Consider the following 444-nt stretch of genomic DNA (forward strand, 5'->3'; position numbering starts at 1 on the left):
TTGTTACACCAGCAAATCGAAAAACGCTTTTTAAATATGCTGGAACACGGTTTCCTCGATGAAATGCACGCCTTACGCCGCGATTATCCGCAGCTGCATGCCGATATGCCGTCTATGCGCTGCGTGGGCTACCGTCAGGCTTGGGATTATCTCGAAGGCGAAACCGATTATGTTACCTTTGTCGAAAAAGGCATTGTCGCCACGCGCCAGCTTGCCAAACGCCAGTTGACCTGGTTGCGGAAAATTCCTTTGGCGCACACGTTAGATCCTTACTCAGACAGCGATTATGTTCAGACGGCCTTAGCCTTGGCGCGTCAGCATTTTCAGGAATAATCCATGCTGACCACGCCACCACTTGCCCCTAAAACATTGACCGCGCTAAAAGAATTGGGTGTTTGTACGCTGGAAGATTTACAGGAAATCGGCGCAGTCCGCACATTTCTA

General features: G+C 50.0%; 2 pseudogenes. Both read left to right on the plus strand.

The features are described 5' to 3' along the window. Nucleotides 1–333: pseudogene (locus ACTHUM_RS19795) on the plus strand (tRNA (adenosine(37)-N6)-dimethylallyltransferase MiaA); the annotation flags it as partial. 3 nt (nt 334–336) lie between these two features. Further along, nucleotides 337–444, plus strand: a pseudogene (locus tag ACTHUM_RS19800) (cytidine deaminase); the annotation flags it as partial.

Source organism: Neisseria sp. P0021.S006, from assembly GCF_051956895.1.